This is a genomic window from Enterobacter sp. WCHEn090032, assembly GCF_003986875.1.
Classification (GTDB): Bacteria; Pseudomonadota; Gammaproteobacteria; order Enterobacterales; family Enterobacteriaceae; genus Enterobacter; species Enterobacter sichuanensis.
On sequence record NZ_RXRN01000036.1, the window covers coordinates 14,075 to 39,876 of the forward strand.

The window sequence follows — 25,802 nt, forward strand, 5'->3', positions numbered from 1 at the left end:
TCATAGTTTCATGCTGCTGACAGTGTTACCCTTCTTGCATTAGATAGAAGGGAGATTATCTGTGGCTGTTCATTTGCTCATCGTCGACGCGCTCAACCTGATTCGCCGGATCCACGCGGTGCAAGGCACGCCCTGTAAGGACACCTGTCTGCATGCGCTGGAGCAACTCATTCGCCACAGCGAACCGACGCATGTCGTGGCAGTGTTTGATGACGAAGCACGCAACAGCGGCTGGCGACACCAGCGTTTACCGGACTATAAAGCCGGACGCGCCCCGATGCCGGACGATTTGCATGCAGAAATGCCGATGATCCGCTCGGCATTCGAGCAGCGTGGCGTGCCCTGCTGGGGGGCTCAGGGCAATGAAGCTGACGATCTGGCGGCCACGCTGGCGGTGAAGGTTGCCAGCGCCGGGCATCAGGCGACGATCGTCTCAACCGACAAAGGCTACTGCCAGCTGCTCTCTCCCACTATCCGCATCCGCGATTACTTCCAGAAACGCTGGCTCGACGCCCCGTTTATTGCCGGTGAATTTGGCGTCTCGCCAGAACAGTTGCCTGACTACTGGGGTCTGGCAGGGATAAGTAGCTCGAAGGTTCCGGGTGTGGCGGGCATAGGGCCGAAGAGTGCCGCCCAGCTGCTGACGAATTTTCAGAGTCTGGAAGGTATTTACGCCCGTCTGGACGAGGTGCCAGAAAAATGGCGCAAGAAGCTGGAAGCGCACAAAGAGATGGCGTTTATCTGCCGGGAGGTGGCAACGCTACAGACGGATTTGCAGCTGGACGGGAATTTGCAGCAGTTGAGGTTAGAGCGTTAACGCCCCCTCACCCTAACCCTCTCCCCATAGGGGAGAGGGGATCGCTCGGTGCTGTCTTTTCTCCCTCGCCCCTTTGGGGAGAGGGGATCGCTCGGTACTGTCTTTTCTCCCTCGCCCCTTTGGGGAGAGGGGATCGCTCGGTGCTGTCTTTTCTCCCTCGTCCCTTTGGGGAGAGGGGATCGCTCGGTGCTGTCTTTTCTCCCTCGCCCCTTTGGGGAGAGGGCCGGGGTGAGGGGGAACTACCGCTCGTCGCGACGCCCGCCTACAGCCGCCCACCAGCGACGAATATGCACCGTCACCTCTTCACGGTCGTGATACAGCTGACGCGCCTGGATTTCCACGTTAATGCCGTGTTCATCCAGCTGTTCCTGGATATAGGCCAGGTTTTGCGATACCTCTTCGTAGCGCTTTTTCATCGGCAACTTGAGGTTGAAAATCGTCTCGCGACACCAGCCGTTCACCAGCCAGGAGGCCATCAGCGCGGCCACTTTTGCCGGTTTCTCAACCATGTCGCACACCATCCAGGAGATGTTGTTACGGGTCGGGCGATAGCGGAAGCCATCTTCACGCAGCCAGGTAACTTGTCCGGTATCCATCAGGCTTTGCGCCATCGGGCCGTTATCGACAGAAGAGACCCACATATTGCGTTTCACCAGTTGATAGGTCCAGCCACCCGGGCATGCGCCAAGATCGACGGCGTACATACCGTTTGCCAGACGCTCATCCCACTCATCCGCCGGAATAAAGACATGGAATGCCTCTTCCAGTTTCAGGGTGGATCGGCTTGGCGCATCGGCAGGGAACTTAAGGCGCGGGATGCCCATAAAGAACGGGGAGTTATTGTTGGTGTAGGAGTAACCTGTATAGCAGCAGCCCGGCGCAATAAAGAAGATATGCACCACTGGGCGCTTCGGCGTTTCGTAGTTCGTCAGCACACCCGCATCGCGCAGTGCCGCGCGCAGCGGCACGGTAAATTTGCGGCAGAACTTCATCAGCTCTTTGCTTTCGTTGGTATCCGCGACTTCAACGCGCAGCTCGCCCCCCTTCTCCACCACGCCCTGCAGCATGCCGACAATCGGCGTGATGCGGTCTTCCGGCGGAAGATCTTTGAGCAACTCACCCGCAACAAACATCTGGCGGGCGAAGATCAATGAGCTGAACGGCAGCTCGCGCGCCAGCTTATCGGCATCTTCAGGCTGATAGCATTCGAATACCACATACCCCGCGTTCTCTTTCACGCGGGCAAAGCCGAAGACGTCGCGCTTCGCCGCTTTATCGGTAATTTCCGCGGCGCACTCTTTCTCAAACCCCGGGCGACAATATAAAACAACCTTATTCATGAACAACGCCCTTGCGTTTCAGACGGATAGCTCCGATAAACATTAATACCCAACCCGCCAGGAAGCTGACGCCGCCGACAGGTGTAACAAACGCCCACAGGCGTAAATGCGAAAGTGCCAGACAGTAAAGGCTGCCGCTGAAAAGCACCGTACCCAGCGCCAGGAAGACGCTGCTCCAGTAAAACCAGATGCTGATACGGCGCTGCATCGCCACTGCCAGCCCAAAAATCGCCAGCGTATGGAACGCCTGATATTCAAGGCCGGTCTGGATCCAGCCCATCTCCACTGCGCCCAACGACTTGCTTAATACATGTGCGCCAAAAGCGCCCAGTGCAACAAAAATAAAGCCACTCACCGCGGCAAAAATCAGCATGAATCGGCTGGTCATGTTTAAGTCCTGAATTGATGCGTGCCCGGCACACAAACGTTATTGTTCATACCTGAAGCGGAATTTTTCTTGCTCACTTGCCGCTTTCGCCAGTATCCACTGCCGGAAGGCGGCTATTTTACCCAGTTCTGCCTGACTGTCATGACAAACCAGATAAAACGCATTCTTGCTGACCAGTACATCATTAAAAGGACAAACCAGGCGGCCTGCCTCAATTTCGGACTGCGCCATGACGTTGTTCGCTAACGCCACGCCCTGCCCGTGAATGGCAGCCTGTAACACCATTGCGCTGTGGCTAAAAATGGGTCCCTGCTGCACGTTTATATGAGTAAGACCTAATTGACGGGTATAAGTTTGCCAGTCCCGGCGAGAAGCATCGTGCAAAAGCGTATGCTGAGCCAGGTCAGCGGGTGACTTCAGCGCCTTGTCGCCCGTTAACAGCAAGGGAGAACAGACCGGCAGGAGATATTCTGCGTATAATTTCTCGACACGCAAGCCCGGCCAGTTACCGCGCCCATAAAAAATGGCAACGTCTACATCATCGGCCAGTTTGTCTTCCTGACGATCCACCGCCTGGATTCGAACGTCGATCCCCGGATAAGCTGAGTTAAAGCTTGAGAGTCTGGGCACCAGCCATTGAATGGCAAAACTGGGCAATAAACTGACAGTCAGGGCACCTTTTGCACTACGCGCCTGAAGCTTACGCGTGGCTTCCGTAAGCTGGGAAAAAATCTCTTTAATATCCTGAAAATAGCTCTGCCCCTCTTCGGTCAACAGCAGCGAACGGTTGCGTCGACGAAACAGCTTAAGGCCCAGAAAATCCTCCAGAGACTTGATTTGGTGACTTACTGCGGCCTGTGTCACAAAAAGCTCATCTGCTGCGCGGGTGAAGCTCAGGTGACGTGCTGCTGCATCAAAAACACGTAATGCATTGAGGGGTGGCAATCGCTTTGACATGGTTATCTGGCTTAGATGTTAACGGATTTTAACAAACAGGAAACAACGTTTAACCTATTAGTTTTTTTTATCTGAGCCATTATAATTTGTCCGTTGAGGAACTACCAGCAAATACCTATAGTGGCGGCACTTCCTGAGCCGGAACGAAGAGCTTTTTTCGGAATGCGTGTTCTGAAGGGCTTTTGGCTTACGGTTGTGATGTTGTGTTGTTGTGTTTGCAATTGGTCTGCGATTCAGACCACGGTAGCAACGCTACCAATTTTTCACTTCCTGTACATTTACCCTGTCTGTCCATAGTGATTAATGTAGCACCGCCAACTTGCGGTGCTTTTTTTTCGCCTGCGATCGGTTAATGCTCGATCTCTTTCATCTCTTTCACGTCCGTGCGGTTGATCTGCTGCTTGTTCCCGTTAGCATCTTTGTATGAAATCATCCCGGTATCGTTATCGGTTGTCGGTTTCCCTTCCGAAACAATGGAACGACCATCATTGGTGTGCATCACGTAGTTATTACCGGAACAGGCGCTCAGGGCAAAAGTAAACGCACAGGCAGAGATGATTGCAGCTGTCTTATTCATGATTATTCTCCTTTAGCAATTAATGCTATTCAAACCTCGATTTATAACAGGCTAAAACATCCGCCTAACACTATTTAGCATAACCTGCTTTTTGAGGGCCATCCGGATAAGCAGACAATTCTGATAGATATCAACCTCCTTGCCCTGCCGCGGAAATTGCGCGACGATCGCAGTATTGAAATGAGGAATCCCATGAACGCTTTCAGCCCTGCGCAGTTCCGCGCCCAGTTCCCGGCGCTGGCCGATGCTGGTATTTATCTCGATAGCGCCGCCACCGCCCTTAAGCCACAGGCGGTGATTGAGGCGACGCAGCAGTTCTACAGCCTGAGTGCCGGCAATGTGCATCGCAGCCAGTTTGCCGAAGCGCAGCGGTTAACCGCGCGCTATGAAGCCGCGCGCGATCAGGTCGCACACCTGATTAATGCCGAAAGCGGGAAAAACATCGTCTGGACGCGCGGCACGACCGAAGCCATCAACATGGTGGCCCAATGCTACGCGCGCCCGCTGCTTCAGCCGGGCGATGAGATTATCGTCAGTGAGGCGGAGCATCACGCCAATCTGGTACCGTGGCTGATGGTCGCCGGTCAAACGGGTGCACGCGTGGTAAAACTCCCGCTGGGTTCAGATCTTCTGCCCGACGTGGCACGTCTGGCTGAGTTTATCACTCCCCGCAGCCGCATTCTGGCGCTTGGACAGATGTCAAACGTCACCGGCGGTTGCCCTGACCTGGCGCAGGCAATTCGCATCGCGCATGCCAGCGGCATGGTCGTGATGGTCGACGGCGCGCAGGGCGTGGTGCATTTCCCCGCCGACGTGCAGGCGCTGGATATCGACTTCTATGCCTTCTCAGGACATAAGCTTTACGGGCCAACCGGTATTGGGGTGTTGTACGGTAAGCCAGAGCTGTTGGCAAAAATGACGCCGTGGCTCGGTGGCGGCAAGATGATTACGGAAGTGACCTTCGAGGGCTTTAACACGCAGGAGGTCCCTTACCGCCTGGAAGCGGGTACACCAAACGTCGCGGGCGTCATTGGCCTGAGCGCCGCACTCGAGTGGCTCGCTGAAACCGACATTGTTCAGGCTGAAAGCTGGAGCCGGGGACTGGCGACGCTGGCAGAGGAAGAACTCAAAAAGCGCCCGGGTTTCCGCTCGTTCCGCGTGCAGGACTCGAGCCTGCTCGCCTTTGATTTCGCGGGCGTACACCATAGCGACATGGTGACGCTGCTGGCCGGATATGGCATTGCCCTGCGTGCCGGGCAGCACTGCGCCCAGCCGCTTCTGGCGGCGCTTGGCGTAAGCGGTACGCTGCGCGCCTCGTTTGCGCCCTATAATACGCAAAGCGACGTCGACGCGCTGGTTGCCGCCGTCGACCGCGCCCTTGAAATACTGGTGGATTAATGACTCGCGCAGATTTAGCCGGACATCCGTTTGGTACCGTCATCACAGAAGAGACGTTAAAGCAGACCTTCGCCCCGCTTTTACAGTGGGAGGATAAATATCGCCAGCTGATCCTGCTCGGTAAGCAATTACCGACCCTCTCTGACGAACTGAAAGCACAGGCAAAAGAGATCGCAGGCTGTGAGAATCGCGTCTGGCTGGGCGTGAGCGTCTCCGACGGGAAGCTGCATTTCTTTGGCGACAGCGAAGGACGTATCGTACGCGGGCTGCTGGCGGTACTGTTAACCGCCATCGAGGGAAAAAGCGCGGCGGAGCTGCTGACGCACTCTCCGCTGGCGCTCTTTGATGAGCTGGGGCTGCGAGCACAGCTTAGCGCCTCGCGCGGTCAGGGTCTTATCGCGCTGAGCGAAGCCGTGCAGGATGCCGCGCGTCAGGTTCAGGCCTGACGTTCCGCCTTCGCCATCATCTTCTTCAGGGCGTGAGACACCGCCACAAAGCCAAAGGAGGCGGTCACCATGGTGGCCGCGCCAAAACCTGAGGCGCAATCCATCCGTTTTGGCCCTTCCGCCGTGCTTTTCATCGCGCAGACTGAGCCGTCCGCCTGCGGGTAGACCAGCGCTTCAGTCGAAAATACGCAGTCAACGCCCAGCTTGCCCTTGCTGTTCTTCACCACGTTGAAGTCGCTCTTCAGCCGTTCACGCAATTTGGCGGCCAGCGGATCCTGAATGGTTTTCGCCAGGTCGGCCACCTGAATCTGCGTCGGATCGATTTGCCCGCCCGCGCCGCCGGTCGTCACCAGGGGAACCTTGTAACGACGACAGTAGGCGATCAGCGCCGCTTTTGGACGCACGCTGTCGATGGCGTCAATCACATAGCTGTAGCCTTTGCTCATGTATTCAGCGACGTTATCTGCCGTCACAAAATCATCAATCACCGTTACCCGACATTCCGGGTTAATCAGGCGGATACGTTCTGCCATGACCTCCGATTTTGCCAGACCGACGTTATCACGCAGGGCATGGATTTGACGGTTGGTGTTGGTAACGCATACGTCATCCATATCAATCAGCGTGATTGCGCCAATACCGGTTCTCGCCAGCGCTTCTGCCGCCCACGAGCCCACACCACCAATGCCCACGACGCAGACGTGCGCATCCGCAAACAGCTGCAGGGCTTTTTCACCATAGAGACGTGCCGTACCGCCAAAACGCTGGCGCCAGGCATCGCTGATTACCACAGACATAAAACCTCAGATGTAAAAAGGGTGAGGTTTTTCCTCACCCTGAACAGTAATCCGTATTCCGCTCAGAATACCACAATCAGCCGCTGAATACGCTTCCGGCGCCAGGTGCGGCCTTCAGCACCCATACGCGCCCGTAATGGTTATACCAGCCTGCACGGTGGCCGGCATCCGGGCCAATGCCCTGATAGATATCGAAGTGCTGGCCTTTAATCGCCCCGCCGACATCCAGCGCGACCATCAGACGCAGCTCATACTGCCCGTTGAATTTGCCGTTGTTGTCCAGCAGCGGGACTTCCGCCAGCAGCGTGGTGCCCGCAGGAATAATGGAACGATCCGATGCCACCGACGCCCTGCCAATCAGCGGGACGGCGCTCGCCCCTTTCACCGGAGCAAAGTTCTGCGGTTTGAAGAAGACAAACGACGGGTTCTGCTCCAGCAGCTCACGCACTTCGGCTTCACTGTGTTTTTCGCCCCACTCGCGGATCGCCTGCATCGACATGTCTTCTTTCTTCACTTCGCCGCGGTCGATCAGCACCTTACCGATACTGCGATAGGCGTGGCCGTTTTTGCCGGAATAGCTGAAGAAGTTAAGCGGCGAACCATCGCCAAAATCAATATAGCCGCTGCCCTGAACGTCCATGATGAAGTTGTCCATCAGGGAGTTGCTGTAGGCCAGAACGTAGTTTTCGCTCAGCGCACCGGCGTAAATCTCAGCGCGCGACGGCAGACGTCCTCGTTTTGGCGGCATACGATAAATAGGATACTGGAACTCACCCTGGCGCGTGTGTCGCGCCTGAATCACAGGCGTGTAATACCCGGTGAACTGGACGTTGCCGTAGTTATCCGCCCCTTCCATCTGCCAGGCATCGATACCAAACTGGCGCATATTGCGTGTATCACCGCCTGCACGCAGCCAGTCCTGGACCGCGTTATACACGCTGCTCTGGGCGCCATACAGACGCGGCGACGCGTTGCGGATCTGGTAAACCTGCTCAGAAAAATCGCCGGCGTTAATCGGTGCGCCAACGGCATCAGGTTGATTAACTAACGAGAAAGGCTGGGATAACTTCCCGTCTTTATACTGTTGACCGCGATCGGTCGGTTTAGAAGAGCAGGCGGCAAGAATGGCTACCATTGCGCCCGTCATCAGATACTTCGCCCAACGTCCTTTCATTATATCTCGTCTTTAAGTTGCCCATTTCCGCGTGATGAAGATAACAAACCGCCAGGGCTAATGAAATGCGATCGCATGCCCTTTGGCAAATTCTGAGCAAAAAATAGTCCAAATGTCGCAATGCCGTTCAATTTACATACAAAGTTAATGATTTATGTAAAAAAGGGGTTGCATCACAAACCTATCCGAGTATAGTGCGCATCCACGGACGCGGGGTGGAGCAGCCTGGTAGCTCGTCGGGCTCATAACCCGAAGGTCGTCGGTTCAAATCCGGCCCCCGCAACCAATACAATGTGAAGAAGTAAAAGCAGTACGGTGACGCGGGGTGGAGCAGCCTGGTAGCTCGTCGGGCTCATAACCCGAAGGTCGTCGGTTCAAATCCGGCCCCCGCAACCAACACAATGTGAAGAAGTATAAGCAGTACGGTGACGCGGGGTGGAGCAGCCTGGTAGCTCGTCGGGCTCATAACCCGAAGGTCGTCGGTTCAAATCCGGCCCCCGCAACCAACACTTCTAAAACAATAAACACCCTTAAGGGTGTTTTTTTGTTTTTGTCATTTGTGAATTTGCCGGGCGTTCACCCGGCTTGAAAGATTTACCCGCGTCGTGCCAGCGTCGCCCCGTCAGAGAAATACGCCCGGATCCCTGCCAGAATCGACTCCGCGACCTCTTGCTGGAATTTGGCCGTTTTGAGCTTACGCTCCTCTTCCACGTTACTGATAAATGCCGTTTCGACCAGAATAGACGGAATATCCGGCGCCTTCAGTACCGCAAACCCGGCCTGCTCAACGCTGTTTTTATGCAGCTTGTTGATGTTACCCAGCTTACCCAGCACCGCTTTACCAAACTTCAGGCTGTCGTTGATGGTCAGCGACTGCACCATGTCGAACATGGTGTGGTCGACGTAGCGGTCGCCGCTTTTACTCACGCCACCAATCAGGTCCGAGGCGTTCTGGGTGTCCGCAAGGTATCGCGCCGCGGTACTGGTCGCACCTTTGGTGGACAGCGCAAACACCGACGAGCCGCTTGGCTGACGGCTGGTAAAGGCGTCCGCATGGATCGACACGAACAAATCCGCGCGCTGCTTCTGCGCTTTCGCCACCCTGACCTTCAGCGGGATAAACACATCCTCATTGCGCGTCATGTAGGCGCGCATATTGCCTTCTTTATCAATCAACGCCTTCAGACGACGGGCGATTTGCAGCACCACGTCTTTTTCACGCGTGCGATATTTCCCCACCGCGCCGGAGTCTTCGCCGCCGTGGCCAGGATCGAGCATGATCACAATCGGGCGATCGCGCCCTGCTTTTCCCGGCTGCGGGCCGCTTTGCGCAGGAGGGACCTGTTTCTCAAGGTTGCCCTGGTTGTAGTCTTCCAGCAGCGCCAGCAGGGGATCCTGAATGTCCGTCGCATTCGCCGGGTAGAGATCCATCACCAGACGCTCTTTGAACGTTGCCACAGGCGCAAGGGCAAACAGCTGCGGCTTCACGTTCTGCTTCAGCTCAAACACCATGCGCACGGTTTGCGGATCAAACTGCCCCACGCGCGCCGATTTAATAAACGGATCGTCGCCGCGGATCTGTGCCGCCATCCCCTTCAACACGGAGTTGAGGTTTACGCCTTCGAGATCCACCACCACACGTTCAGGGTTACTGAGGGCAAATTGCTTATATTTCAGTACGCGGTTGGATTCGACCGTCACGCGCGTATAGGTCGACGATGGCCAGACGCGCACCGCCACGACCTGACTGGTGGCGGCAAGACCGACCTGACTGACGCTAAGCAACCACATTGCCCCGGCCCCTTTTAACAAACGGCGGCGGCTTATTGCTGAATTGGATCCCGACATGCTTCTCCCGAGCAAGAACACTGACTGATATACAAAATGTCCAGATTGACCGAAAACTTTAACGAATGACGCATAAACTGTCATCTATAAAAGGGTAAACAATCCTGTGCTAACGCACGGATTACTTATCGATTTCTGTGGGGCGCGGAAAATTTACGCTTGCACACGCGGCCACAATCGAATAAAAATACAGAAATTACGAATAAACATTCATTAAGGGTTGTACCATGGTGAAGGAGCGTAGAACCGAACTGGTCCAGGGATTCCGCCATTCTGTTCCCTATATCAACGCCCATCGGGGAAAAACGTTTGTCATCATGCTTGGCGGCGAAGCCATTGAGCATGAAAATTTTTCCAGCATCGTCAATGACATTGGCCTGCTGCACAGCCTCGGGATCCGCCTGGTGGTGGTCTATGGCGCACGTCCGCAGATCGATGCCAACCTGGCCGCTCATCACCACGAGCCGATTTATCACAAACACACCCGCGTAACGGATGCGAAAACCCTTGAACTGGTGAAACAGGCCGCTGGCCTGCTGCAGCTGGATATTACGGCTCGCCTGTCGATGAGCCTGAACAACACGCCGCTGCAGGGCGCGCATATCAACGTCGTGAGTGGCAACTTTATCATTGCCCAGCCGCTCGGCGTGGACGATGGCGTCGATTACTGCCACAGCGGACGCATTCGTCGTATTGATGAAGAAGCCATTCACCGCCAGCTGGACAGCGGTGCCATCGTACTGATGGGCCCGGTGGCGGTTTCCGTGACCGGTGAAAGCTTTAACCTCACTTCAGAAGAGATTGCCACGCAGCTGGCGATCAAACTGAAGGCGGAGAAAATGATTGGGTTTTGCTCCTCCCAGGGGGTGGTGAACGACGAAGGGGTTATCGTGCCAGAGCTCTTCCCGAATGAAGCCCAGGCCCGCGTGGAAGCGCTGGAAGCAGAAGGCGATTACCACTCCGGCACCGTGCGTTTTCTGCGTGGCGCCGTGAAAGCCTGCCGCAGCGGCGTGCGCCGTAGCCACCTGATCAGCTATCAGGAAGACGGTGCCCTGCTGCAGGAGCTGTTCTCCCGCGACGGTATCGGCACCCAGATTGTGATGGAGAGTGCGGAGCAGATCCGCCGCGCCACCATTAACGACATCGGCGGCATTCTGGAGCTGATCCGCCCGCTCGAACAGCAGGGGATTCTGGTGCGTCGTTCGCGCGAGCAGCTGGAGATGGAGATCGACAAATTCACCATTATTCAGCGTGATAACCTGACCATTGCCTGCGCTGCGCTCTATCCGTTCCCGGAAGAGAAGATCGGCGAAATGGCCTGCGTAGCGGTGCATCCTGACTACCGCAGCTCGTCACGCGGTGAAATGCTGCTTGAGCGCGTGGCAGCGCAGGCGCGCCAGATGGGCCTGAGCAAGCTGTTTGTGCTGACAACGCGCAGCATTCACTGGTTCCAGGAGCGTGGGTTCACGCCGGTGGATATTGATTCGCTGCCGGAAACGAAGAAAGAGATGTACAACTATCAGCGGCGCTCCAAAGTGCTGATGGCGGATCTGGGGTGAGACGACGCCCTCACCGTCCGGTGAGGGCTTTCGTTCAGAGGGACTCAAATATCGCGCTCAGCCCACTTCGGCGTTCCGTGCGGGTGGCGATAGCCTGCACCAGCACGCGTTCATCGGTGTACAGCGACAGGCGCTGACGCGCGCGCGTAATGGCGGTATAGATCAGCTCGCGGGTGATGACGGGTGAAAGCTGCGTGGGCAGGATCAGCGCCGCATGGTTAAACTCAGAGCCCTGGGATTTATGCACCGTCATCGCCCATGCGGTTTCATGCTCAGGCAAACGGCTCGGCTGGAAAGACTTCACGCTGCCGTCCGGCATCTGAAACCAGACGCGCAGCCCCTGGCCGCGATCGAGCGCAATTCCAATATCCCCGTTAAACAACCCCAGCGCGCTGTCGTTGCGGGAGATCATCACCGGTCTTCCTTCATACCAGCGCGAATGCGGGGTACGGTGTATTTTACGCTTTTGCGCCAGCAGCTGTTCCAGCCTGTCGTTCAGGCCGCTGACGCCAAAGGGTCCTTCCCTCAGCGCACAGAGCAACTGATATTCGCCAAACGCGGCAATCACCTGCTCCGGTGTGCGTTGCTGCTGTACGCCCGTCAGGAAGTGCTGATACCCCAGCAGGGCATCATCAAGCATCGCCTGATACTCCTCCCCGTTTTGCAGCGATTTTTTCTCAATATCCGTAAAGGTGCCGTCAAATACCGCACAGGTGGTGTGACGGTCCCCGCGGTTCACGGCCGCCGCAAGCTGCCCAATGCCGGAGTCGCTGCCGAAACGGTAGCTCTTTTGCAACAGACACAAGCTGTCGCGCAGAGCCCCCGCAAGGGAATGGTTTTCAGTGGCGAGCGAACATCCCGTAAGACGCGCTAACTCCTGCGCGCGTTCCGCGGTGTACCCCAGGCTGGCATAGGTGCAGATATCGCCGAGTACAGCCCCGGCCTCCACGGAGGCAAGCTGGTCACGATCGCCGAGAAAAATGACGCGCGCGTGAGGCGGCAGAGCCTCAATCAAACGCGACATCATCGTCAGGTCAATCATCGACGCTTCGTCCACCACCAGCACATCAAGGTGCAGGGGATTACCGGCATGATAACGCAGCCGCTGGCTACCCGGCTGGGCGCCAAGCAGCCGGTGTAGCGTGCTGGCTTCGTTGGGGAAAAGCGCGAGCTGCTCGCCGGTAAGGGGTAATTTTTGCAGCGCCCCGCCTAACGACTCCGTCAGACGCGCCGCCGCTTTACCGGTAGGGGCCGCCAGGCGAATACGGCACTTTTGCTCACCCGAGAGCTGAATCAGCGCAGCAAGCAGCTTTGCCACGGTGGTCGTTTTCCCGGTGCCCGGGCCACCAGAAATAACCGAGATCCGTCGCGTTAACGCTACGGCGGCCGCCACTTTCTGCCAGTCTGTTTCGTTCTCAGAGGTAAACAGCGTATCCAGCACCTGCCGAAGCTGCGCTTCATCGCAGGGAAGCGGGGCGTTCGTCTCACTAAAGAAGCGCGCCACCGTCAGTTCGTTGCGCCACAGTCGGTTAAGATACAAACGCTCGCCGGTGAGGATCATCGGCGTACCGGTATCGGTTCCGCTCACGGCAGGCGAACTGAGTAATATCGCTTCCCAGTCCACGGTGTCACCCAGCAGAGCGAAACAGGCCTGTAAAGCCGGGGGCATTTTCTCGTCTACCACCAGACGCGACAGCGGCAGACAGACGTGCCCTTCCCCCGCGTCTTTGCTCAGAATGGCGGCGGCGAGCATCACGGCTGGCTCTTCGCCCGCCACCATCATGGCAAACTGCACATCAAGGTGGCGCAGTAATCGTTGTTCAACCGCGTCCAGCAGTAGCGCCTGCATTGTCATGCCACCTCCTCCGTGCCTGCAGCAAACAGGTTATCCATTTTTTCAATCAGTTCCTCAGCCGGACGCGTGCTAAAGACACCGGAACGCGGGTCGTTAGGATCCACGCCACGCAGGAAAAGGTAAATCACGCCGCCAAAATGGTCTTCGTAGCGATAATCGGCAATGCGATGGCGCAGATAACGATGCAGCGCCAGGGTATAAAGCTGGTACTGCAGATCGTAGCGATGCATTTGCATGGCCGACGCCATCGCCTGTTGGGTATAGGCTTCGCTGTTTTCGCCCAGCCAGTTCGATTTGTAATCCAGCAGGTAATAGCGCCCCTGATGGCGGAAAACCAGGTCGATAAAACCTTTTAACATCCCCTGCACCTGGCGGAAGTTCAGCGACGGACATCCGGCGGAAAGCGGATCGTACTCGCGGATCAACCCATCAAGCGCCTCGGCCCTGAGCGGGCTGGCGATGGGGAGATAAAACTCCATCTCGACCTGCTTATCTCTGGCAGTCAGCTGGCTGAGGGAGACCCCCTGCGTGGTGAGCGGCGCGTGTAAAACCGCGTGGATCCAGTCACGCAGAACCGGCTGCCATTGTGCGTCGTAGCCGCCGCTCTGTAACATCTTCAGCACCCACTCTTCGGAAACCGGCTGTGTGAAATCGAGCTCTTCAAACAGGCTGTGCAAAAACGTGCCTGGAGAGGCGCCACGCGGGAACTGGTGCGGCGTAAGCACCGGCTCAACGGGTACACTTCCGGTCCCCGCTGCATCCACGTCCAGTTTTGGCATCAGATCCAGCGCAACACTCTGTCCGTGCTGCTGTAAACCGGAGTAGCTGGTGACGCGCCAGTCGTCAGCAATCGGGCGTACCACCTGGCGGGCATGCAGATCTGACTCACGCGGCTCCGGCATTTGCCAGCGGTCATTATCCGGTTGCGCCGGAATATGCAGGGTAACATGCTCCCCGCAAAGTGATTCGAGACACTGCCGTAACCCCGCAGCGTCTTTGGGCTCGCCATGCTGAATTAAGCGCCCCAGCGCGCTCAGGTGAAAATCGCTCTCCCCGGTCTTTTCACCGCGACGACGGAACAGAGGGGCAACGCCCAGACTGCAGTGCCAGACCGAACGGGTCAGTGCCACGTACAGCAGGCGTAAATCTTCCGCAAGACGTTCGGCTTCTGCCAGCTCAACGCTGGACTCCGCGTTGCTGAGATCGAGCACCGCCTCGAACGACTCGCGATCGTGATAAAAGGCCTGATCCTGCACACGGTAATTGGCGATAAACGGCAGCCAGACCAGCGGATACTCAAGCCCTTTCGATTTGTGAATGGTGACGATCTGCACCAGGTGTTTATCACTCTCAAGGCGCATCTGCTGGCTGGACGAATTGCTGTTCGGGTCGGCAATCTGCTGTGCCAGCCAGCGCACCAGAGCATGCTCGCTCTCCAGCTGCGTGCCCGCCTCCTGCAGGAGTTCGCTGATATGTAAAATATCGGTCAACCGGCGCTCGCCGCCCGCGGTTGCCAGTATATTCTCCGCAATGTGACGCTGTGCCATCAGCTCACGCACCATGGCCATCACGCCGCGCTTTTGCCATTTCTCCCGGTAGCGAACAAACTCTTCCACCACCGCATCCCATGCGGACTCGTCATTGTTGAGCGCATCGATATCACGGGCATTCAGCCCGAGCATCGCACTGGCTAATGCGCTGCGCAGCGTGCTTTCCCGCTCCGGGGCCAGCACGGCCTGCAGCAGCCATAGCATCTCCTGCGCTTCCAGCGTTTCAAAGACGCTGTCACGGTTTGAGAGGTAGACGGACGGAATACTCAGCAGGGTCAGGGCATCCCGAATAAGCGCGGCCTCCTGACGGCTCCGCACCAGCACCGTGATATCCGATGCCTTTACGGGGAGTGCATCCTGGCCTTTCCAGAGCATCGCCTCGCCGCGAGCCCCCGCACTGAGCCAGTCACGGATCTGCGCGGCACAGTGCTGGGCCATGGCGTTTTGATAGTCGGCGACGCCACATCCTTCACCGTCCAGCAGCCAGAAGCGCATGGCAGGCTGCGTCTCGCCGTTGAACTCAAAGCGCAACGAGGCATTTTTCTCGGCAAATTGTACCGGCTGGAACGGGATCTCCCGGAACATAAACGCCGTATCCATGCGGCTGAACAGCGCATTCACGCTTTCCACCATCCCGGGAGACGAACGCCAGTTGGTATCCAGGGTGTAGTGCGCCTCAACTTCGCTGCGGGCCTTCATGTAGGTGAAAATGTCCGCACCGCGGAAGGCGTAGATAGCCTGTTTAGGATCGCCGATTAACAACAGCGCGGTGCCGGGCTGCTGGCGCCAGATACGGCGGAATATGCGGTATTGTTGAGGGTCGGTATCCTGAAATTCGTCAATCATCGCCACCGGGAAACGGGTGCGGATCGCGGCGGCAAGCGCTTCGCCATTCTCACTGCACAAGGCCGCATCGAGGCGGCTCAGCATATCGTCAAATCCCAGTTCCCCCCGGCGGCGTTTCTCACGGGCGACGGCTTCGCGAATTTCCGTCATGGCGCGGGTGATCATCAGATCGTTGAGCGTCAAGGGTTCAGACAGCAGGGTTTCAATCGCCACAAACAGGGGATGTTCAGGCACAATACCGTCGGGTTTGGTGCGCTCAACGAGGAAACGCCGGGAGAATTTCTCCAGCGCGTCCGGGAGCTGGTAGCCCCGCGTCTCTTCCTGCGCCCAGGCGTTGATCTTGTCAATCCATTTCCCCTGGTTGCCACGGTTGAATTTGCGTCGGTCGATCCCGGAGTTTTCGATAATGGCGTCAATCTCGCCGACTGATTCAATCCATTTTTGCTTGATGTCGACAATTCGCGCGATGATTTTTTCATGGCGTGATGCCAGGGTTTCATCCGCCGGCGGCGGAGATTTGATCACCGGCGCTTCCCCCTGAAGATAACGATCGATCGCGCGCAGCAGCGCCTCAGGGCCCTTCCACAACGCATGTACCGCTTCGGCGATATCGCGCTGTAGCGGGTAGCAGTGGCGACGCCAGAAGTCCGCGCAGGCCTGATAGCGAAGCACGGTTTCATCTTCAATGAGCTGTTGTTCAAACAGCATGCCGGATTCAAACGCATTCAGGCTCAGCATCCGCTGGCAAAAACCGTGAATGGTAAAGACGGAGGCTTCATCCATCTGCCGTTCGGCCAGTAGCAGCCACTCTGCGGCCTGTTGCCTGTCGGCAATCTCTTCCAGAAGACTGGCATAAAGGGGGTTATCCGTGCTCTGACGCAGGCAGGCAATGCGCAGCTCGTGGATATTGGCGCGAATACGGCCACGCAGCTCGGCGGTGGCGGCTTCGGTGAAGGTCACCACCAGCAGCTCTTCCACGCTCAGCGGGCGGGGAAAAGCGGCGTTGCCGCCGAGCCCTAACAGCAGACGCAAATAGAGCGCGGCGATGGTGAAGGTTTTTCCCGTTCCCGCTGAGGCTTCAATCAATCGTTCACCCTGAAGAGGTAAACGTAAGGGATTAAGGGGCTCAGCGGTGTCGGTCATTCTTCTTACTCCAGGGCATAGATTGCTGCAGCGCGCTGACGCTCTTCCAGACTTTCCAGCCTTGCGGGTTCACGTACTCCGTTTTCCCGTTCTGGCTACCGGAAACCTGAGACAGGATGGTCATTCCCTGCGGTTTAATCACCGCCTGATGGAAGAAATCGGCAACCTTTTGCGGCGTCAGCTGTTTTATCTCGGCCACTACTTTATCACGCGAATCAAATTTCAGATTACCGCGATCAAAATCTTTGCTCAGCTGCGAAGCTTCTTCACCCAACGTCTGCGGCGGCTGCATGACCTGCGCAATGACGGCCTGCTGGATCTGGGCGAACTCTTCCGGCTTCATGGCGCGCAGTTTTGCTTCCACCTGCGGGAAGAAAGCCTGGTAACGCTGCCAGAGATATGCCGGCTGCTTATCGCTGCTCTGCAGCAGGAAACCCAGCCCCCACTGGCGGCCCACGTTCATGGAGAAGGCAAACACCGCGTAGCCGAGCTGCTCTTCCGTGCGTAACTGGTTATAGAACCACGGCTGAATAATTTGGCCCAGCACGGCACTCTGCGCTGAACTGGCGAATTCATCATAACCCGTTGGCACAAATACTGCGGCCAGTGCGGAATCCGTGCTGTTCCCCGCCTTTTCAAAGATTACATTCTGCTTTTTCTCAACCAGCACGTCCTGGTTGCGGCACCACTCATCGCCTTTAGAGCCGAGCTGAGTGCGAACATTCTGCGCCAGGGTTTTGGCCTGATCTTCGCTCATATTGCCGACAATCAGGAACTCCGGGCGCGTGTTGGTTTTCAGCGCGTCACGGTAAGCCAGCACGTCTTTTAAGGTGATCGAAGGCAACAGCGCGCGGCGATCCTCCCGCTGGAAATAAGGAACCTGCGATAACATTTGCGCTGGCATAAGCGCCAGATCGTAAGCTTTGCCCTTCTCCGCAGAATCCATCATCTGCGCATACCACGATTTGGCCTGCTCAAACTGTTCTTCCGTCGGCGTATAGCTGAAATAGCCCTCCAGCAGCGCCTGGAACAGCTGAGGTAGACGCTGGGTATAGCCATTTGCATTGAGCATCAAACCATTGTTGGCGTTGGTGGAGAAGCTGATGCCGCCCACGGCCGCCTGGTTGCTCAACTGGTCAAGCGCAATACCGGCAAGGTAGTCATTGAGCGCGAACATCACCTGATTTTTGGCGCTGTTCATCGCTTTCGGGTTACGCAACACCACGCTGACGTCGGCCTTTGGCTCGCTTGCGAAATAGCGGCTTGGGCTATACACCACGCGCAGCGTCGGCTCATCAATGATAAGTGCCGGATGCGGATAGTCCTTCTCGGTTTTGATCAACGAGAAATCATCCGGGATATAGGGGTTCAGTTCCGGCAGTTTTAACGCGATCTCTCCCGCCTTCTTTTGCCAGTCGGCAAAGGTCTGGGCGCTGATTTTATCCACCTGATAAGGGGCATCGACAAAGTAAGCCGTTTTGTTATGCGGCTCATCCGGGCTGATGTACCAGATGCGGGCATTCTCCGGGGTCATCATCGCCAGACGGGCTTTGACCGCCTCAGGGTTGTACTGGTCGGCAATGTTCACCGCGTCGAGGGTGTGTTCCACCGGCACGCGGATCATGGTATCGGCCAGCCACTCCACATAATCCATGTCGCGGGTTATCGATGGGTAACGGAAATCAAGATCCAGCACGTGCGCCAGTTCATCAAAGTAGCGCTTGTCGACGCCTTTTTCACGCAGCAGAGAGAGGTAGCTGAAGATTGCGGCCACCACCTCATCGCGGTGTGCCTGACCTTTGTCGGTCAGGGTTGCGGATATCGCCAGCACGCCGCTGTTCCCGTTTACCACCGGATCGGAGTCGGCGCGGATACCTTCTGCCAGCCCTTGTTTTTGCAGCCAGTCAGACAGCGTATCCGGGCTACGGTTACCGATGAGATAGGTCACCAGCTCGTCGGTTTTACTGCGAAACTGTGCCGTGTTGTTATCAATGCGAAATTCAACGCGTAACACTTTGCGCGGCAGCGCAGGCACGTAGTGGATCACGATGCCTTTTTGCGCGTCCGTGACCACCGGAACATCTATTTGCGGCCGGTCGATATTTTTATTGGGCACCCGACCAAAGGTTTTGGCCGCCATGCCCGCCAGCTCTGGCAACGGTTTATTGCTGTAGATAACCGCTTTCATCAGATTGGCGGAGTAGTATTTATCGCGAAACGCGTGCAGCGCATCCAGAACCGGGCTGTTCGGTTTGTCGCTCAATGTCTCCAGGTTACCGCCGGAGAAACGAGACCCCGGATGCGCAGGGTTGATGGTTTCGGCGCTCACCTGGGCCATGCGCATACCGTCTCGCGTGCGGGCCAGGGTCAGTTCGGCATTCACCGCATTACGTTCACGATCGGCGTATTTTTTATCCAGCAACGGGGCGGCGATGGCATCAGCAAGGCGATCGACCGCGCCTTCCAGCGCATCATTCTCGACTTCGAGATAGAAGGCCGTGCGGTACGGGGCGGTACTGGCATTATGGCTGCCGCCATGCATTTTCAGAAATTCGGACAGGCTATCTGGCTGCGGGTATTTTTTTGACCCCATCAGCGTCATATGTTCCAGATAGTGTGCAAGCCCGGGGTGGGATTCAGGATCTTCCAGCGACCCAACCGGCACCACCAGTGCCGAGAGGGATTTTACCGCCTGCGGGTCGGAAACCAGCAGCACGGTCATGCCGTTATCAAGGCGGATGGCCTGATACTGCCGGGTATCTTTTTCACTCTTACGGATAGTTTCCTGAACGGGTTGCCAACCGGAGTCTGCCTGAGTGACAGGTGCCCAAAGGGCGACAAACAAAACCAACGCTTTAAACAAGGTGCTGCCAGGCATTACGACCTCTTTATCACGGCTACATCATTAACAAACTGCGTGCTGGACACGCCAACATCTCTTTCTTTGGGTACATCAGTCCGTGATAAGAAGTGCATCATAAATGAACACCCCTGGCTGCGCAATTTTTATACAGCACTCAGGACTGATTAAATCTGAACAACGGTAACAAGTAGCGTTGCGCCTCTTCCTTGATCGCCTCAAAGTACTCGGGTTCAAGCGCGCGCCATAAGCGCTGATACCAGACATCTTCCCCTTCGCCACGCACCATCATGTTTCCTTCGTAGGCCTGCATAAATTTACTGCGCGCCTTCTGCAGTGACGCCTCATCCGTTAACATCGCATCATTCTGCGCGTCATAACAGGCTTTTATCCAGGCCCCGCCACTTTCAGGCAGGAGCAGGAGCGGTTTGTTCATTCCCTGACGGTAGCCCTCAATGTACAAAGACAGGTATTGTAAGGCCTGCTCCGCCTCCATCGGCGGGAAGCGCCATTCGCCCTCTTTGCGCACAAAGATGCGGCTTTCGCCTTTATGGCCATCCGCACTGTAGACAAGATGTTCCAGCCAGAGTTGCAATCCTTGCGAAACGCTCAGCATTGAGGGCCGCCAGCGCAGCAGACCATCTGGCTGAACCTGGGTTAACCAGCCCGTAAGCTGCACACCATTACAGTTGAGATCGATTTCAATACTCTTCCCGGGCTGTCGACACGCTCTGACGCGCTCTGCCAGAGCAGTCATCTCCTGACACTGCGCCTCCCAGACGATCTCCCCGAACGCACCATAAGGCAGTTGCCCTGCCGCACGGTAGCGGCGGTAAAGTTTGTCCGCATCTTCCTCTTCAACCAGCGCATTCAGCAGTTGCAGGTTTAACTGATAGCGCTCCAGCCCTTCCAGGGTAAAGGGTTCTGCATCAGGAATTTCGCTCTCTTCAGAGCGGAAGTTGACCTGTAATCGTTGCTGGAAGAAAGCGCGCACCGGATGCGCCCAAAACCGCTGAAGCTGTTCGACGGTCAGGGTATCAATCGGTAGCGGGTCAAGTTCCTGAATGAAATCGGTATGCGCGCTCCCCTCTTTTTTGGCCGCCGGCAGCCACTCCTGGGCATAGCTCTGGCGCTCGCTGGCAACGTAATTCACCGGATCAAACGGCATGCGGCTGTGGTGACAGGTGATATGCGCTTTCACCCGCTGCTCGCTCTCATCACAGTTGCGCTCTTCATCCCCCGGCAGGTAATGGCTCTGGCCGATATAATCCACCAGCTCCTGCACCAGAACCGAAGGGAAACGCTCGCTGTTGTCCTGAATGGAACGGCCGATATAGCTGATATAGAGCTTACTCTGGGCGGAAATGAGTGCTTCCAGGAAGAGATAGCGGTCATCATCACGGCGGCTACGGTCGCCCCGTTTTGGGTCTGCGCTCATCAAATCGAACCCCAGCGGCGCCAGCGCGCGCGGATAGACGCCGTCATTCATGCCAAGCAGGCAAACCACTTTAAACGGGATAGAACGCATTGGCATCAGGGTACAGATATTGATCGGACCCGCCAGGAAACGCTGACTAATTCGCTCCTGATCAAGCCGCTGCGTCAACTCATCCCGCAGTAGCGACAACGGAATCGCCTCGTGATAGTGGGAATTTACCCCCTCGTCGACGATAGCCTGCCACTGCGTTTCAATGAGGGCCATCGCCGCTTCGGTATCGCTGTCTGGCAGGAAGAAATCATTGAGCAGTGCCCGGCAAACCGGGAGCCACTCTTCAAGCGGGCGCGGCTGCATCAGTGCGTGTCGCCAGCGGTTAAGCTGCATCAGTAGTGACGCCAAATGTCCCACCAGTTCCGCAATCAAGCCGCTGGACTCATCGTAAGGCAGAACCTCGTTCCACTCGCCCTGGCTGCTTTCCATGGCGTAGCCCAACAGCATACGCGTCAGGCCAAATCGCCACGTGTGCTGCCCGGTTGGGGGAAGTTCAAACTCCTGGACGTTATCATCGTCAATCCCCCAGCGCACGCCAGACTCGTTAACCCACTGGCGAAGGTAACGTAACCCCTCTTCATTGATGTTGAAGCGTGCAGCCAGCACGGGCACATCCAGTAAGGCCAGGACATCTTCGGAGATAAACCGACTATCCGGCAGCGACAGCAACGTGATAAATGCCTGTAACGCCGGATGAGATTGACGGGCGCGACGGTCCGAGATGGCGTAAGGCAGGTACCGCTCGCCTGTCGCACTGCCAAACACGGCCTGAATGAAGGGACTGTAGCTGTCGATATCCGCCACCATCACCACGATATCGCGCGGCGTCAGCTCAGGATCCGCCTGCAGCATCGCCAGCAATTGGTCGTGGAGCACTTCGACTTCACGCTGTGGGCTATGACAAACGTGGATCGTCATGCTGCGATCGTCAGGATCCAGCTTTCGTTTCCTGTCGCTGCGTTCAAACTCGTCCGCCGTCACGCCCATAACGGCGCGGTTTTCCAGATCCAGAATATCTGACTGAATATGATGCAGCAGGCTGTCCGGAGAGATTTCAACGAAGGCATCCACATCGCCTTCGCCTGATGACGTGATGTCGGAGAGCATATGGATGTAATCACGCCCCAGCTTCCCCCAGGAGGCAAGAAGCGGATTGGGCAGGTTCTGAATACCGTGTTCATCGAAAAGCTGCGCGGCGGAGGCACTGTCCTTAAACAGGGGGACGGTACGCTCTTCAAAAAGGCGTCGCCTCTGGCGGCTCACCAGTCGAGAAAGCCAGCGACTATCCTGAATATCGCCCCAGTACTGGCGACAGGGGTTAGTAAAGAGAATATGAATGTCGATATGTTTACCCAGCGCATTCAGCGCTTGCAGGTAAACCGGTGGCAACGCCGAAATACCGCAGATAAACACACGGGAAGGCAGTCGCGGCGGTCGTTCATTGCTGTTTTGCAGAACAGAGATAAACCGCTGATAGAGGTTGGCACGGTGCCACTTAGGCTGGCCAAGTTTCTCCGTATGTTCCACCAGCGCTTTCCACAAGGGAGCCTGCCAGACCTGCGCCTCTGGCAACCCCTCTACCTGCTCACCCGCTTCCCAGCGGGCCAGCCACTCCGGACGGTAGACCAGATACTGGTCATAAAGGTCGGCGGTGCGCGACGCCAGCTGGAACAGCTTGCGTTTATCGGTATCGTCATTGAGGTAGTGGCGCAGCATGGCAAATTCATCGTGCTGCAGCATTTCTGGCAGCAGCGCCATCAGTTTCCAGCTCATGCCTTGCTTGTTGAAGGCGCTTTGCTCCGGAATGTCCGGCAATACGCGGACAAACATCTCCCAGATAAAACTCGCCGGCAGCGGGAAATCAATATTGGCGGCAATGCCAAACTTACGCGAAAGCGACATTTGCAGCCACTGCGCCATACCGGTGCTCTGCACCAGCACCATTTCAGGCTCAAAAGGATCGTCAAGCCGCTCGCGCTCAACGATAAATTCCATCAGTGCTTCCAGCACATCCAGACGATTTGAGTGGTAGACCCTTAACATAGACGCTCCCGACTACTGGCTAACCGGGCAATGCAGACGCGTTAACTCACCGCGCCGCCCCAGAGGAGAAATTAGTGTAACCGTGATGCTGACACATCCGGCGAACGTTGTCTGCCCCCGACTGGCCTGCCAGCCTGCGGGGAGACTCTTTGGTGAGAGCTGTGTCTGATTCCAGGCATGGTGCCAAAGCTGGCGATACTGGTTAAACACGACAAACCGCGCCGCCAGCGCCCGATGATAACCCGCCAGTGCCGTCACGATCATCACCAGCAACATCATCGCCAACAGAACCTCCACCATGCTAAACCCTCTTTCTCTGTTCACGGCAGCTGACATAACGCACTCTCCTGTAGGGGACAAAAATCACTCCAGCCATGCGGCGAAAAGTGAACTTTACCGTCGATAATTTCCCCTGCACGCCAGAGCAGCAGGTCATTGCCGCCGGCAATCAGTAGCACATGCGCCTCACCCAGCGGACGCAAACACACCTGCAAGGAGAATACCTTTTTGCACTGAACCTGTGGCGCTGATGACCAACGCTGAACGCGTCCCCACTCAAGCGCGGACTGCACAGACGCCTGTTGCTGGAGCGACCGGCTCTCACCCGCGACGAGCGCACTAAAGGTCACGAGCTGCTGGTTAAGGCCGGTAAGGATCAGAGTACCGAGCACCAGCAACAGCAGTACCAGAGCTAGCGAAGAGATTCCGCGTTGACGCCTCACAGGTTGTACCCCGTAACCGTGTACAGCGCCTGCCAGGGTTCCCCCTGTTCACCCTGACGAAGAGCAGCCAGTTCAATATTCAGCTCTGGCGCAAAACCGGCGCGATCGGCTTTACTCACCTTAAAGTGCGTGATCGCCAGACTTTCCGGGTCCGTGAGCTTTTCCCATCCCTTTCCTTCGCACGACGTTGCCCCACGCAGGGTTTCCAGCGCCCCCGATTCCAGGCGAAAACCGGTGCTGTCGTTTTCTGATGCTGTGCTATCCCATTTGCCGTTACTGTTGGCATCCCACCGCACAATGACACAGCTCCCTTGCCTGCCGATTAACAGCCCTTGTCCCTGACAGTTTCCCGCGCAGTATCCCGCACGCTGAAGCTGTTTGCCGATCGCAAACAGGTGCTGCCAGACCTCTTCCTCCCGCTCTCGCTGCCCGGATTGCAGTAGTACCGCCCGCTGCAGGCCGGGTAAGAAACGCGATGCGCTTATCAGCAAAAGGCTGCTTACCGCCGTGGCAATCAGCACTTCAGTCAGTGAAAAACCGCGCTGCCTCATCGACATGGACTTTCCTCTGAGACCTTACACATCCTGATGCGCCCTCCATTTGAGACAATGATCAGCCATTCTCCAGCCTGGCTTTGAACGCGTATCCGCCCTGCCCACGCTGTATTCCGTAATCCATAGAACCCTAAAGAGGACGTTACCTCACTCACCTTCACGTCAGGCCAGAGCGGAATCAGTACAAAGGGGCTGCCTTTCTCGCAGGCCTGCACGACAGAACTCATCAGACAGCTTTTTTCGCCCACCCGCTGAAGAGTAATCTGGTGGTCGCGGTTATGACGGTTGGCATGGTTGCGCAGAAACAGCAGGTAATCTCGCACCTGACTGGCGGTCTGCCACAGCCGCTGCTGCCGTTGCCAGCTGTCCCAGCCGTACAGACCTGAAGCGCTGAGGACAACCACAAGCGAAATGGCGACCAGCGTTTCGATAAGCGTAAAACCGTTCTCTTTTTTCATACCGGGAGTGTGGCGAAGCGCCGTTGACATGACGAGCAACGAATGATCGTTTTACGAGGCGTTATCCGCAGAATCAGGAGAGTTGCAGCGTGTTGCACGCTTTCTGGATAGCGCGTCGGGAAAGGGGATAAGGGCGAAAAAAAACCGGCGCTCTAAAGCACCGGTTGTGTCACGCTTTAACCCATCAGATAGCGACGGGCGCTTTGATGCCTGGGTGCGGGTCGTAACCTTCAATCTCAAAATCTTCAAAGCGGTAATCGAAGATTGACGCCGGTTTGCGTTTGATAATCAGCTTCGGCAGCGCACGCGGTTCGCGCGTCAGCTGAAGATGCGTCTGTTCCATATGGTTACTGTAGAGATGGGTGTCCCCACCGGTCCAGACAAAATCACCCACTTCCAGGTCGCACTGCTGGGCCATCATGTGAACGAGTAGCGCATAGCTGGCGATGTTAAACGGCAGGCCGAGGAACACATCACAGGAGCGCTGGTAGAGCTGGCAGGAAAGCTTGCCGTCTGCGACATAGAACTGGAAGAACGCGTGGCACGGTGCCAGCGCCATTTTATCCAGCTCGCCCACGTTCCAGGCGGAAACGATGATGCGGCGCGAGTCCGGGTCGTTCTTCAGCTGATTCATCACGGTGGTGATCTGGTCAATATGGCGGCCATCAGGCGTTGGCCATGCGCGCCATTGCTTGCCGTAAACCGGGCCCAGGTTGCCGTTCTCATCTGCCCATTCGTCCCAGATGGTGACGTTATTTTCGTGCAGATATGCAACGTTGGTATCGCCTTGCAGGAACCAGAGCAGTTCATGAATGATCGAGCGCAGGTGGCAGCGCTTCGTCGTCACCAGGGGGAAGCCTTCCTGCAGATTGAAGCGCATCTGGTGGCCAAAAATGGAGAGCGTACCGGTACCGGTGCGGTCGTTTTTCGGCGTGCCCTCGTCGAGCACTTTTTTCATCAATTCAAGATACTGTTTCATGG

20 protein-coding genes and 3 tRNA genes are annotated in these 25,802 nt (G+C 56.6%); 7 read left to right on the forward strand and 16 right to left on the reverse strand.

Annotation, left to right across the window (positions count from 1 at the left end):
* Window positions 1-61 precede the first annotated feature (61 nt).
* The gene (xni, locus tag EKN83_RS21095; RefSeq protein ID WP_126801641.1) at window positions 62-817 is read left to right on the forward strand and encodes a flap endonuclease Xni; all 756 of its coding nucleotides are present in this window, start codon (window positions 62-64) and stop codon (window positions 815-817) included.
* 239 nt (window positions 818-1,056) lie between these two features.
* On the opposite strand, the gene rlmM is transcribed toward xni, so the two are convergent.
* The 4 genes from rlmM to EKN83_RS21115 form a co-directional block, all read right to left on the reverse strand.
* Window positions 1,057-2,157: a 23S rRNA (cytidine(2498)-2'-O)-methyltransferase RlmM gene (rlmM, locus tag EKN83_RS21100; protein ID WP_025757041.1), complete on the reverse strand. Its 1,101-nt coding sequence runs from the start codon at window positions 2,155-2,157 to the stop codon at window positions 1,057-1,059.
* Entirely contained in the window at window positions 2,150-2,545 is a 396-nt protein-coding gene (locus tag EKN83_RS21105; protein WP_008499646.1) for a DUF423 domain-containing protein, read from the reverse strand. Before EKN83_RS21105 ends, rlmM begins: the two co-directional genes overlap by 8 nt.
* A gap of 39 nt (window positions 2,546-2,584) precedes the next feature.
* Window positions 2,585-3,502 (reverse strand): glycine cleavage system transcriptional regulator GcvA, encoded by a 918-nt coding sequence (gcvA, locus tag EKN83_RS21110; RefSeq protein WP_008499647.1) that lies wholly within the window; start codon window positions 3,500-3,502, stop codon window positions 2,585-2,587.
* Window positions 3,503-3,851: 349 nt separating this feature from the next.
* Window positions 3,852-4,079 (reverse strand): YgdI/YgdR family lipoprotein, encoded by a 228-nt coding sequence (locus EKN83_RS21115; RefSeq protein ID WP_008499648.1) that lies wholly within the window; start codon window positions 4,077-4,079, stop codon window positions 3,852-3,854.
* Window positions 4,080-4,271: 192 nt separating this feature from the next.
* Here EKN83_RS21115 and csdA point away from each other — a divergent pair, with 192 nt between their 5' ends.
* Window positions 4,272-5,477 carry a cysteine desulfurase CsdA gene (gene csdA / locus EKN83_RS21120; RefSeq protein ID WP_045286496.1) on the forward strand — a complete coding sequence of 402 codons (1,206 nt, stop codon included), beginning with the start codon at window positions 4,272-4,274 and terminating at the stop codon, window positions 5,475-5,477.
* Window positions 5,477-5,923: a cysteine desulfurase sulfur acceptor subunit CsdE gene (gene csdE / locus EKN83_RS21125; protein WP_126801642.1), complete on the forward strand. Its 447-nt coding sequence runs from the start codon at window positions 5,477-5,479 to the stop codon at window positions 5,921-5,923. Before csdA ends, csdE begins: the two co-directional genes overlap by 1 nt.
* On the opposite strand, the gene tcdA is transcribed toward csdE, so the two are convergent.
* Window positions 5,914-6,720, reverse strand: coding sequence for a tRNA cyclic N6-threonylcarbamoyladenosine(37) synthase TcdA (tcdA, locus tag EKN83_RS21130; RefSeq protein ID WP_006811804.1), 807 nt, complete (start codon window positions 6,718-6,720; stop codon window positions 5,914-5,916). The genes csdE and tcdA overlap by 10 nt on opposite strands.
* A 76-nt stretch (window positions 6,721-6,796) precedes the next feature.
* On the reverse strand, window positions 6,797-7,894 hold the full coding sequence (gene mltA, locus EKN83_RS21135) for a murein transglycosylase A (RefSeq protein ID WP_025757038.1): 1,098 nt from the start codon (window positions 7,892-7,894) through the stop codon (window positions 6,797-6,799).
* Window positions 7,895-8,103: 209 nt separating this feature from the next.
* On the opposite strand from mltA, the gene EKN83_RS21140 reads away from it, so the two are divergent.
* The 3 genes from EKN83_RS21140 to EKN83_RS21150 all read left to right on the forward strand — a co-directional run bounded on the left by EKN83_RS21140 (window position 8,104) and on the right by EKN83_RS21150 (window position 8,400).
* Window positions 8,104-8,180: transfer RNA gene (locus EKN83_RS21140), tRNA-Met, on the forward strand.
* A 33-nt stretch (window positions 8,181-8,213) separates the two neighbouring features.
* Window positions 8,214-8,290 (forward strand) — tRNA-Met (locus EKN83_RS21145).
* Window positions 8,291-8,323: 33 nt separating this feature from the next.
* A tRNA-Met gene (locus EKN83_RS21150) sits at window positions 8,324-8,400 on the forward strand.
* An 88-nt stretch (window positions 8,401-8,488) separates the two neighbouring features.
* On the opposite strand, the gene amiC is transcribed toward EKN83_RS21150, so the two are convergent.
* Complete coding sequence (amiC, locus tag EKN83_RS21155) at window positions 8,489-9,742, reverse strand: N-acetylmuramoyl-L-alanine amidase AmiC (RefSeq protein WP_025760261.1); 1,254 nt, start codon at window positions 9,740-9,742, stop codon at window positions 8,489-8,491.
* A gap of 227 nt (window positions 9,743-9,969) precedes the next feature.
* On the opposite strand from amiC, the gene argA reads away from it, so the two are divergent.
* The gene (gene argA / locus EKN83_RS21160; protein ID WP_014885072.1) at window positions 9,970-11,301 is read left to right on the forward strand and encodes an amino-acid N-acetyltransferase; all 1,332 of its coding nucleotides are present in this window, start codon (window positions 9,970-9,972) and stop codon (window positions 11,299-11,301) included.
* Between the two features lie 34 nt (window positions 11,302-11,335).
* Here the strand turns inward: argA and recD are convergent, their stop codons facing one another.
* The 9 genes from recD to thyA all read right to left on the reverse strand — a co-directional run bounded on the left by recD (window position 11,336) and on the right by thyA (window position 25,800).
* Window positions 11,336-13,156, reverse strand: coding sequence for an exodeoxyribonuclease V subunit alpha (gene recD / locus EKN83_RS21165; RefSeq protein ID WP_126801643.1), 1,821 nt, complete (start codon window positions 13,154-13,156; stop codon window positions 11,336-11,338).
* Complete coding sequence (gene recB, locus EKN83_RS21170; protein WP_126801644.1) at window positions 13,153-16,695, reverse strand: exodeoxyribonuclease V subunit beta; 3,543 nt, start codon at window positions 16,693-16,695, stop codon at window positions 13,153-13,155. Before recB ends, recD begins: the two co-directional genes overlap by 4 nt.
* Entirely contained in the window at window positions 16,679-19,573 is a 2,895-nt protein-coding gene (gene ptrA, locus EKN83_RS21175) for a pitrilysin (protein WP_126801645.1), read from the reverse strand. The genes recB and ptrA overlap by 17 nt, the downstream gene beginning before the upstream one ends.
* Window positions 19,574-19,712: 139 nt before the next feature.
* The gene (gene recC / locus EKN83_RS21180; protein WP_126801646.1) at window positions 19,713-23,087 is read right to left on the reverse strand and encodes an exodeoxyribonuclease V subunit gamma; all 3,375 of its coding nucleotides are present in this window, start codon (window positions 23,085-23,087) and stop codon (window positions 19,713-19,715) included.
* Window positions 23,088-23,099: 12 nt separating this feature from the next.
* Window positions 23,100-23,423, reverse strand: coding sequence for a prepilin-type N-terminal cleavage/methylation domain-containing protein (locus tag EKN83_RS21185; RefSeq protein ID WP_126801647.1), 324 nt, complete (start codon window positions 23,421-23,423; stop codon window positions 23,100-23,102).
* Window positions 23,408-23,809 (reverse strand): DUF2509 family protein, encoded by a 402-nt coding sequence (locus EKN83_RS21190; RefSeq protein ID WP_126801648.1) that lies wholly within the window; start codon window positions 23,807-23,809, stop codon window positions 23,408-23,410. Before EKN83_RS21190 ends, EKN83_RS21185 begins: the two co-directional genes overlap by 16 nt.
* Window positions 23,806-24,366 (reverse strand): prepilin peptidase-dependent protein, encoded by a 561-nt coding sequence (locus EKN83_RS21195; protein WP_045285822.1) that lies wholly within the window; start codon window positions 24,364-24,366, stop codon window positions 23,806-23,808. The genes EKN83_RS21190 and EKN83_RS21195 overlap by 4 nt, the downstream gene beginning before the upstream one ends.
* Window positions 24,357-24,821, reverse strand: coding sequence for a prepilin peptidase-dependent protein (locus EKN83_RS21200; RefSeq protein WP_126801651.1), 465 nt, complete (start codon window positions 24,819-24,821; stop codon window positions 24,357-24,359). Before EKN83_RS21200 ends, EKN83_RS21195 begins: the two co-directional genes overlap by 10 nt.
* A gap of 184 nt (window positions 24,822-25,005) precedes the next feature.
* Window positions 25,006-25,800 carry a thymidylate synthase gene (thyA, locus tag EKN83_RS21205; RefSeq protein WP_047959396.1) on the reverse strand — a complete coding sequence of 265 codons (795 nt, stop codon included), beginning with the start codon at window positions 25,798-25,800 and terminating at the stop codon, window positions 25,006-25,008.
* Window positions 25,801-25,802 lie beyond the last annotated feature (2 nt).